Source organism: Mesorhizobium sp. M7A.F.Ca.US.010.02.1.1, assembly GCF_004023085.1.
Classification (GTDB): Bacteria; Pseudomonadota; Alphaproteobacteria; order Rhizobiales; family Rhizobiaceae; genus Mesorhizobium.
This window is the reverse complement of record NZ_RZRV01000082.1, coordinates 1-9311: the sequence shown is the minus strand read 5'-3', so window position 1 is coordinate 9311 and position 9311 is coordinate 1. Positions and strand designations below refer to the sequence as shown.

Annotated in this window: 9 protein-coding genes and 1 pseudogene; 4 read left to right on the top strand and 6 right to left on the bottom strand. The window is 63.3% G+C overall.

The window, feature by feature from the left end; genetic code table 11:
• A pseudogene (locus tag EOA19_RS36610) lies at positions 1-94 on the top strand (IS110 family transposase); the annotation flags it as partial.
• 84 nt (positions 95-178) lie between these two features.
• Here EOA19_RS36610 and EOA19_RS34405 read toward each other — a convergent pair.
• From EOA19_RS34405 to EOA19_RS34380, 6 genes are all read right to left on the bottom strand, one after another.
• The gene (locus EOA19_RS34405) at positions 179-973 is read right to left on the bottom strand and encodes an SDR family oxidoreductase (protein WP_128306065.1); all 795 of its coding nucleotides are present in this window, start codon (positions 971-973) and stop codon (positions 179-181) included.
• 32 nt (positions 974-1005) lie between these two features.
• A complete protein-coding gene (gene iolG / locus EOA19_RS34400; protein ID WP_128306064.1) occupies positions 1006-2001 on the bottom strand; it encodes an inositol 2-dehydrogenase in 996 nt (331 codons plus the stop codon).
• A gap of 110 nt (positions 2002-2111) precedes the next feature.
• On the bottom strand, positions 2112-2879 hold the full coding sequence (locus EOA19_RS34395) for an ATP-binding cassette domain-containing protein (protein WP_023810655.1): 768 nt from the start codon (positions 2877-2879) through the stop codon (positions 2112-2114).
• Between the two features lie 2 nt (positions 2880-2881).
• Positions 2882-3958, bottom strand: a complete 1077-nt coding sequence (locus EOA19_RS34390; protein ID WP_027039989.1) for an ABC transporter permease — start codon at positions 3956-3958, stop codon at positions 2882-2884.
• A 112-nt stretch (positions 3959-4070) separates the two neighbouring features.
• Complete coding sequence (locus EOA19_RS34385) at positions 4071-5012, bottom strand: sugar ABC transporter substrate-binding protein (protein WP_027039988.1); 942 nt, start codon at positions 5010-5012, stop codon at positions 4071-4073.
• 301 nt (positions 5013-5313) lie between these two features.
• Positions 5314-6345 carry a LacI family DNA-binding transcriptional regulator gene (locus EOA19_RS34380; protein ID WP_127289516.1) on the bottom strand — a complete coding sequence of 344 codons (1032 nt, stop codon included), beginning with the start codon at positions 6343-6345 and terminating at the stop codon, positions 5314-5316.
• A 170-nt stretch (positions 6346-6515) separates the two neighbouring features.
• Between EOA19_RS34380 and EOA19_RS34375 the strand changes: the two genes are divergently transcribed.
• Genes EOA19_RS34375 through EOA19_RS34365 form a run of 3 tightly spaced genes read left to right on the top strand, consistent with a single transcriptional unit; the run spans position 6516 to position 9209 of the window.
• Positions 6516-7607: a fatty acid desaturase family protein gene (locus tag EOA19_RS34375; RefSeq protein WP_128306063.1), complete on the top strand. Its 1092-nt coding sequence runs from the start codon at positions 6516-6518 to the stop codon at positions 7605-7607.
• A 52-nt stretch (positions 7608-7659) separates the two neighbouring features.
• The gene (locus EOA19_RS34370) at positions 7660-7974 is read left to right on the top strand and encodes a MocE family 2Fe-2S type ferredoxin (protein ID WP_027161041.1); all 315 of its coding nucleotides are present in this window, start codon (positions 7660-7662) and stop codon (positions 7972-7974) included.
• Positions 7971-9209: an FAD-dependent oxidoreductase gene (locus EOA19_RS34365; RefSeq protein WP_031213034.1), complete on the top strand. Its 1239-nt coding sequence runs from the start codon at positions 7971-7973 to the stop codon at positions 9207-9209. The genes EOA19_RS34370 and EOA19_RS34365 overlap by 4 nt, the downstream gene beginning before the upstream one ends.
• Positions 9210-9311 lie beyond the last annotated feature (102 nt).

The following is a 9311-nucleotide window of genomic DNA, read 5'->3' as shown; positions in this document are numbered from 1 at the left end:
AATGGTCATCCGCATGGCGCTGGCGCGAAAACTCCTCGTCATTCTCAATGCAAAAGCACGCGATGCGCGCATGGAGTTCGCCAATGCAACTTGACACCACAGATAGTCGCTCATTGCCCTGCCGGGCATTTCTCCCCGTATAGTGACGGGGAGAAACGGGCCGGCCGCGACGCTGACCCTATTCCGGAGACGACCCCGCAATGCTCTGGTCATAGTCGACCAGCGATCCGGTCATGACGCCGGACTGCGGGCTGACCATGTAGCTGATCAGCCGCGCCAACTGGTCCGGCTTCACCAATTGCCCCATCGGCTGCGCCGCCTCGGCCTTGGCCAGCCAGTCGTCCGGCGCGTCGTGCCACTTCTTCTGCACGATGTCCTCGCCCTCTGTGTCCATCCAGCCGGGCAGCACCGCATTGCAGCGGATGCGGTTGTGGCGATAGGCGTTGGCGACGTTCTTGGTCAGCGTCATCAGCGCGCCCTTGCTGGTCGAATAGGGCGTCAGGAACGACTGGCCGGTATGCGCCGACATCGACAGCACGTTGACGATCGAGCCGGGTGCTTTCTTTTCCAGGAGATGCGCCACCACGCCTTGCATCAGGAAAAACGGGCCGCGCACATTGGTGTCGAAGATGGTGTCGAAAAGCTCCTCGGAGGTTTCGACCAGCGAGCCGCGCGCCGATGTTGCTGCAGCATTGACCAGCGCGTTGATGGTGCCGAAATGCGAGATCGCGGTGGCAACGGCGCCCTTGCAGTCGGCCACTTTCGAGACGTCGGCGCTGATGAAGATCGCGTCGACGCCGGCTTTCCTGAAATGGGCGACGGCCTTGTCGCCCTTCTCCTGCGAGCGGCCGATGAGCGCCAGTGCCCGGCAACCTTCCTCGGCCAGAGCTTCGGCGACGGCAAAGCCGATCCCCTGGGCGCCACCTGTGACGATGGCGCGCGTCTTCGAATTGCGATCGGCGGATGTGCTCATCGCTCTGCTCCCTGTACCCTAGTTTCCGGTTCTTACTTGTCGAGACGGACGGTCTTGCCGGTCGTTGCTGATTTCAGCGCCGCGTCGGCCAGCTTCAGCGCCACCAGTCCATCCGCACCGCTCGGCGACGCTTTCTTGCCCGAGGTCGCGGCCGTGATGAACGCGGCGATCTCAATGGCATAGGCGTCGAGATAGCGGGTCATGAAGAAGTCGTGCAGCGGCGGGCGGGTATAGCCCTTCTCGTTGGCCAGTTCGATCGACACCGGGCGCTGGTTCTCGGCGGCAACCATGCCTTTCGAGCCATGCACCTCGATGCGCTGGTCGTAGCCATAGGTGGCGCGGCGCGAGTTGGAGATGACGGCCTGCTTGCCGGAAGCGGTTTCCAGGACGACGCTGACGCTATCGAAATCGCCGGCAGCACCGATTTTCTTGTCGACCAGCACCGAGGCATGGGCGCTGACCGCCACGACCTCTTCGCCGAGCAGGAAGCGCGCCATGTCGAAATCATGGATGGTCATGTCGCGAAAAATGCCGCCCGAGCGCTTGATGTAGTCGATCGGCGGCGCGCCCGGATCGCGGGACGTGATGGTGACCATCTCGACGGTGCCGATGGCGCCGTCGTCGATCGCCTTGCGCACGGCGGCGAAGTGCGGATCGAAGCGCCTGTTGAAGCCGACCATCAGCGTCGCCTTGGTTTTCTCGACCACCGCCAGGCATTTCTCTACGCGCTTGACGTTGAGGTCGATCGGCTTCTCGCAGAAGATCGCCTTGCCGGCCTTGGCGAAGCGCTCGATCAGATCGGCATGGGTGTCGGTCGGCGTGCAGATGACGACGGCGTCGATATCCCCGGCTTTCTCGATATCTTCGATGCTGCGCACCTCGGCGTCATAGGCGCTCGCCAGCTCTTTGGCGGCCTTCTCGAACGCATCGGCAACGGCAACCAGTTTGGCCTGCGGATTGGAGCCGACGGCGCGGGCGTGGACCTTGCCGATGCGGCCGGCACCGAGGAGAGCGAAGCGAACGGTCATGGGTATTTCCTCTAGGGGATGGGTTAGAGAGTTGTGTCCGCACCTTCCCTGAGGAAGGGGGCAAGATTACTTCACGCACGCATACCTTAAAACAGGGTGATCATCCTGTTTTAGGCCGCGAGTTCCGCCTCTCCGGTCTTGGCGCCGGTGATGTAGGAGACGATGTCGTTTCCGTCGGTGTTCTCCTTGCGCAGATTGGCGACGATGCGGCCGCGCCGGAACACGACGATACGGTCGCAGAGATCGAACACCTGGCGCATATTGTGGCTGATCAGGATCAGCGGCTCGCCATTGTCCTTGAGCGTACGGACGATGTTTTCGACCTGCGCGGTCTCCTGCACGCCAAGGGCAGCCGTTGGCTCGTCCATGATGATCAGCTTGGAGGCGAAGGTCGCGGTGCGGGCGATCGCCACGCACTGGCGCTGGCCGCCCGACATGTGGCGGATGGTGTTGGACAGATTGGGGATTTTCACCGCCGTGCGGACGAGCGCCGCCTCGGTCGCCTTGCGCATGTATTTGCGGTCGAGAATCGAGAACGGGCCGAGATTGAACAAAACCTTCTCGCGGCCGAGGAACAGGTTCGACGGCACGTCGAGATCGTCGGCCAGCGCCAGGTTCTGGAACACGGTCTCGATGCCCGCCGTACGGGCCTCGATCGGCCCGGCAAAGTTCACTTCCTTGCCGTCGAACCAGATCTGGCCGCTGGTGCGCTGCTCGACGCCGGTGATCTGGCGCACGAAGGTCGATTTGCCGGCGCCGTTGTCGCCCATGATGGCGACATGCTCGCCCTTGCGCAGTTCGAAATTCGCCCCTTCCAGCGCGTGCACGCCGCCATAGCGCTTGGTCAGGTTTTCAGTCTTCAGGACGATGTCTGACATGGTCATGCCCTCATTGCCCGCAGGCGTTGGCGCCACTGGTCGAGAACCACCGCACCGACGATGATCACACCCTTGACCATCTCCTGGTAGTAGGCGTCGAGGCGCAGGAAGGTGAAGCCGGAGATGATGACGCCGAAGATCAGCGAGCCGATCACCGTGCCGATGATCGAGCCGCGGCCGCCCGACAGGGAGACGCCGCCGATGACCGCCATGGCGATGGCGTCGAGTTCGTACATCACGCCCATGCCGGACTGCGCGGTCAGGTTCTTGGAGCTCAGCACCACGGCGGCGAGCGCGGCGAGAATGCCGGCGATGACGTAGACCAGGATCTTGTGGTTGGCGATCTTGATGCCGGACATGCGCGCGGCATCCTCGTTGGAGCCGATCGCGTAACAATGCTTGCCGTACCTGGTGTAGGTCATGATCAGCTGAAACAGGATGGCCAGCGACAGGAAGATGACGACGGGCATCAGGCCTTTGCCGATGCCGGCGAAACTCTCGGTGGGAAACGAGATCGGCTGGCCCTTGGACCACCATTTGGCGATGCCGCGCGCGGTCACCATCATGCCGAGCGTGGCGATGAACGGCGGAATGCGCGTGTAGGCGATCAGCGCGCCATTGACCAGGCCGGCAAACAGGCCGCAGGCGATCGCCACCAGCAGCGGCACGATGACAGGCAGGTCGGTCCAGCCTTGCGCCAGGAACATCGCCTTGGGATTGGGGTTGCCGTTGACCGTGGCCACCTGGGCGAAGCTCATGGCGATCATGGCGGTCGCGCCGACGATCGAGCCCGAGGACAGGTCGATGCCGCCGGTGATGATCACTTGCGTCACGCCGATGGCGATGATGCCGACGATCGACACCTGCAGGATGATGATCTGCAGGCGCGCTTCGTTGAAGATGCCGCCGACGTCGCTGCGTGTGTTGAACAGAAAGCTGTCGCCCAGAAAGATGCGGCCGATCAGTTCGAAGATGACGACGAGAATGACCAGTGCCAGGAAAACATTGAACTCGGCCGGCCATGTGCGCTTCCTCGCATCATAACCGACGCCGCCGACGCCATGAGATGTCTGTGCCACGTATTCTGTCCTCCATCAGCCGCGGTCGCCCTCGCGCCTGCGGCGCTGAGGGAGAGAGGGGAGCGGCGCTGTCTTGATCGAGAGCGCCGCTCCGTATCGAACCGTTGGCGGCTCAGTTCTTCTTCAGGAACTTGTCGATGTTGGCGGGCGTCACCAGCTGGAAGGGCACGTAGACCTTGTGCTCGACCTTCTCGCCCTTGGCGAGCTTGAGCGCCGCATCGAGAGCGCCGGCGCCCTGGCCGGCCGCGTCCTGGAACACGGTTACGTCGAGGTCGCCCGCCTGCATGGCCGCCAGCGCGTCCTGGGTGGCGTCGACGCCGCCGACGACAACCGCCTTCATGTCGATGTTGCCGGCCTTCATCGCCTGGATGGCGCCGATGGCGCTTTCGTCATTGTTGGCGATGACGCCGTCGAACGGCTTGCCGGTCGACAGCCAGTTGGTCATCAGGTTCTGCGCCTCGTCGCGGTTCCAGTTCGACGTCTGCTTGTCGATGATCTTGATGAAGCTGCAATCCGGCGTCGCGATCACATCGTCGATGTCCTTGGTGCGCTGCACGGCGGCCTGGTTGGAAAGCTCGCCCATGATCACATAGACATTGGCTTCCTTCTTGCCGGCTTCCTTGAACAGGCGGCAGACTTCCTTGGTCTCGAGCGTGCCGGAATCGGCTTCGTTCGAGGCGACGAAGGCCTGGTTGTCGGGCAGCGTGTCGACATTGACCGGCTCGCGGTTGACATAGACCAGCGGGATCTTGGCTGCGGCGGCGGCGTCCGACATCGCCTGCGTGGCCGAAGTGTCGACCGGGTTGACGATGATGGCATCGACGCCCGAGGCGGCGAAGTTCTTGATCTGGTCGAGCTGCTTGGCAACGTCGTTCTGTGCGTCCTCGACCTGCAGCTCGACGCCGCTCATGCCCTTGGCCTGCTCGATCATGCCGTTGCGCAGCACGGTCAGGAAGTTGTCGTCGAACTTGGCCATCGACACGCCAACCTTGGCGGCCAACGCGGATGAGCTCATCAGCGCCGCGAAGGCGACGCCCAAAATCAATTTCTTCATTGTGTTTCTCCTCCACATATTGGTGTCCGGTTTCACCGATTTATCCGGAATCCCCGATCTCCCCGGGGAATCTCTCCCTGATATCTTTTCTATTCCGGGTGACGCTTGCCTCCTGGCTGGAACGTCAAGCCCCTGTTTGAAACAGATGTTCCGGAACGAAAGAACCAAAATACACAGATGATGAAATATTTATTCCATTTCACATCGGGGCGTCAAGGGCGATTCCGCGGCCTGCCGGCCGATTTACGCATCGCTCTGATGGATTCTATCATTTGCCTCGGCGGCCTTGCGCGGCGGCGGGCTAGATGTTTTCCGGCAGGTAGATGTCAAAGGGCAGGAAGGTCTGGCCCGGAGCGTTGGCGGCGCCGGTTTCGATGGCATGCGCCATCAGGTCGACAAGCTCACGGCACAAAGCGGCGAGCGGGGTCGAGATCACCATGGTGAGGATGTTGTCGGCGAGTGCCGCGCGCGACTCGGCGTTGATCTCGTTGCAGACGACCACCGGCATGGTCGCGGGCTTCGCTGCCCGCAGCGCCGAGACCGCGCCCTCCATGCCGCCGCCGGCGACGTAGCAGCCGGCAAGATCCGGATAACGCGCCAGAAGATCGATCATCGCGTCATGGGTGACCTGGTTGGCTTCCAGATTGACGAGCGTTTCAAGCACGCTGAACTCCGGCGCATGCTCACGGAAGAAGGAGCGAAAGCCGATCTCGCGCAGCTCATGGCCGTGGAAGCGGTGGCTGCCGACGAAGAGGGCGACCTTGCCGGGCCGCCTGGCTGCTTTGGAGATCATCCATGCGGCGGTGCGCCCGACCTTGCGGTTGTCGAGGCCGATATAGCCCTCCCGGATGCCGGCGGCAAAGTCGGACAGCACCGAAAAGACCGGCTGCCCTCTCGCCTTCAAGGTTTCCACGACCGCTGTCAGGGTCGGATGGTCCGGACCGACAACGGCGATGGCCCTCGATTTCGCCGCCAGCCTGCGCATCTGGGAGGCGATCTCGTCGGGAGCCAGGGAACTTGCGAAATCGATGGTCGCAACGCCACGGAAGCGTTGCGATTGCGAGATGGCCAGTTCGAGTTCCCGCGCGAAGTCACCGTAGAAGGCATCATTGCCCCGCAGCAGCAGGAAGCCCAGCCGGTACTCCGGCAATTCCTGGCGCATGCGCTGCTTGATGAGGCCGGCGGCGTGGTAGCCGATATCGGTAGCGGTCTCGTAGACGCGGCGCGCTGTCTCTTCGCGCACCGGCAGCCGGTTGTTCAGCACGCGGTCGACGGTGGCGACACTGACGCCCGAGATGCGCGCCAGATCTGATATTGTCGGCCGCTTCACCATGCTTGCCTCGTCGGGTTTGCTTGAGCCTTCGTACATCATCCTGATGGGAAATGATAGAAACTATCTTTGTGACGTTGAGTCTATCATCAGTCGGCGTTACTTTGACGCTCGAAGCCAAAGGATTTCATGGCATTCGCTCTGGCGGATGCCTTTGCCGAGGGAGGCAAATCATGTCCACTGCGCCGTCCCGGCGTGACTACAGCCTGATCGGCCGCGACGCCAAGCTCGCCGTCGAGACCGGCCTGTCGGCCGCCGAGTGGTATCACACCGACGTACCGCGCAAGCAGATGAAGGAGCTGATGCAGCGCTCCGACGGGCCGGCGATCCGCGATACGGCGATCTGGTTCGCCGCGCTGATCGTCAGCGGCGCCGGCGGCGCCTGGTTCTGGGGCAGTTGGTGGTGCGTGCCGTTCTTCTTCGTCTATGGCGTCCTCTACGGCTCCTCGACGGATTCACGCTGGCACGAATGTGGGCACGGCACCGCCTTCCGGACGCAGTGGATGAATGATGTGGTCTATCAGATCGCCTGCTTCATGATCATGCGCAATCCGGTGACCTGGCGCTGGAGCCACACGCGCCACCACACCGACACCGTCATCGTCGGCCGCGACCCGGAAATCTCGGTCATGCGGCCGCCGGACCTGGTTCGCGCCGTCCTGGGCTTCGTCGGCGTGCTCGACGCCTGGCATGCGATGAGCGATATGCTGCGCAACGCCGCCGGCAACATCAGCGCGGCGGAAAAGACCTTCATTCCCGAGCAGGAACAGCCCAAGGCGATCCGGATCGCCCGCATCTGGACGGCGATCTATGCCGCCACCATCGCGCTGGCGTTCTACACCGGTTCGTTTCTGCCGCTGATGCTGGTTGGCCTGCCCAGGCTCTATGGCGCCTGGCATCACGTCATGGTCGGGCTGCTGCAGCATGGCGGCCTGGCCGATAACGTCACCGACCACAGGCTGAACAGCCGCACCGTCTACATGAACCCGATCAGCCGCTTCATCTACTGGAACATGAACTACCATGTCGAGCATCACATGTTCCCGATGGTCCCCTATCATGCGCTGCCGAAGCTGCACGAACTGATCAAGCACGACCTGCCGGCGCCGACGCCGTCGATCCTGGCCGGGTATCGCGAGATGATCCCGGCCTTCCTGCGCCAGTTGCGCAACGAGGACTATTTCCTCAAGCGCGAGCTGCCGCCGACCGCCAGGCCTTATCGAGAGGAATTCCACGACAACGCCGTCGCCGCTGCGGCGGAATGATTGCTCGGTCGTCCGGATTTCCAGGGAGGCCCGATTTTTGAAGGATGAATCAATGAGTGACTGGGTCGAGGCCTGCGCCACCGGCGACATAGACGAGGAGGATGTGATGCGCTTCGACCATGGCGGCCGCACCTTCGCCATCTATCGCAGCCCCGACGACGAGTTCTTCGCCACCGACGGCCTTTGTACGCATGAAAAGGTGCACCTGGCCGACGGGCTGGTGATGGATGACATCATCGAATGCCCCAAGCACAATGGCCGCTTCAACTACAAGACGGGTGACGCCCGCGGCGCCCCGGTCTGCGTCAATCTCAAGACCTATCCGGTCAAGGTCGATGCCGGCAAAGTCCTGATCCAGATCGGATGACTGACATGGCGGGGGGGATGCTCATCATCGGCGCCGGCGAATGCGGCGGGCGGGCGGCATTGGCGCTGCGCGACCTCGATTATCGGGGGCCGGTGACGCTGGTCGGCGACGAGCCGCATCTGCCCTACGAGCGCCCGCCTCTGTCCAAGGAGGCGATGGCCAGCGATGCGCCCGAGATCAAGGCGATCGCCAGCGACGCCATTCTGGCCGAGAAATCGATCCGGCATATACATTCCGTCCAGGCCGTGGCGATCGATCGCGCGGCGCATGCGGTGCGCCTGTCGGACGGATCGGTCCTGCCCTACGACAAGCTCCTGCTGGCAACCGGTTCGACGCCGCGCAAGCTGCCGATGCCGGGGTTGGGTCCGCGCTGCGTCTATCTCCGCACCTTTGCCGATGCGCTCGCCATTCGTGCGCATCTCACCGCCGGCAACCGCATCGCCATCATCGGCGGCGGTTTCATCGGTCTCGAACTCGCGGCCGCGGCCCGCAAGCTCGGCACTGATGTCACCGTCATCGAGGCGCAGCCGCGCATCCTGATGCGCGGCGTGCCGGCGGAGATCGCAGAAATCATCCATGATGCGCACGTCGCCGAGGGTGTGGATATCCTGTGCGGGGATGGCATCGCGTCCATCGCCGACGACGGCAACAAGGTGCGCATAGCGCTTGCCGGCGGCCGGGAAATCGTCGCCGACCTCGCGATCATCGGCATCGGCGCCGTGCCGGTGACCGGGCTTGCGGCCGAAGCTGGGCTGGCGATCGACAACGGCATTGCCGTCGATGCCGAGCTGCGCAGCAACGATCCCGACATCTTTGCCGCCGGCGATTGCTGCTCGTTTCCGCTCGCCGTCTATGGCGGCCGCCGCGTACGGCTGGAAGCCTGGCGCAACGCCCAGGAGCAGGGCGCGCTGGCGGCCAGGAACATGCTCGGCGCCGGCGAGGCACATACGGCGGTGCCGTGGTTCTGGTCGGATCAATACGGCCTGAGCCTGCAGATCGCCGGGCTGTCCGACGAAGGCCGCAGCACCGTGCGCCGCGACCTCGGCGATGGCGCCTTCATCCTCTTCCATCTGGCTGAAGACGGCAGGCTGGTGGCGGCCAGCGGCGTCGGCCCCGGCAATGCGGTCGCCCGCGACATCAGGCTGGCTGAAATGCTGATCGGCAAACGGGCGAAGCCGGCGCCGGAAGCGCTGGGATCGCAGGATGTGAAGCTGAAGTCGTTGCTGGCGGCTTGAGCCTGCTCTGCCCCTTGTGGGAAGGGTAATCGCATATGGAATTCCTGAGATGTCTGCCCGGCACCGACCCCCACCCCTAACCCCTCCCCACAAGGGGCAGAG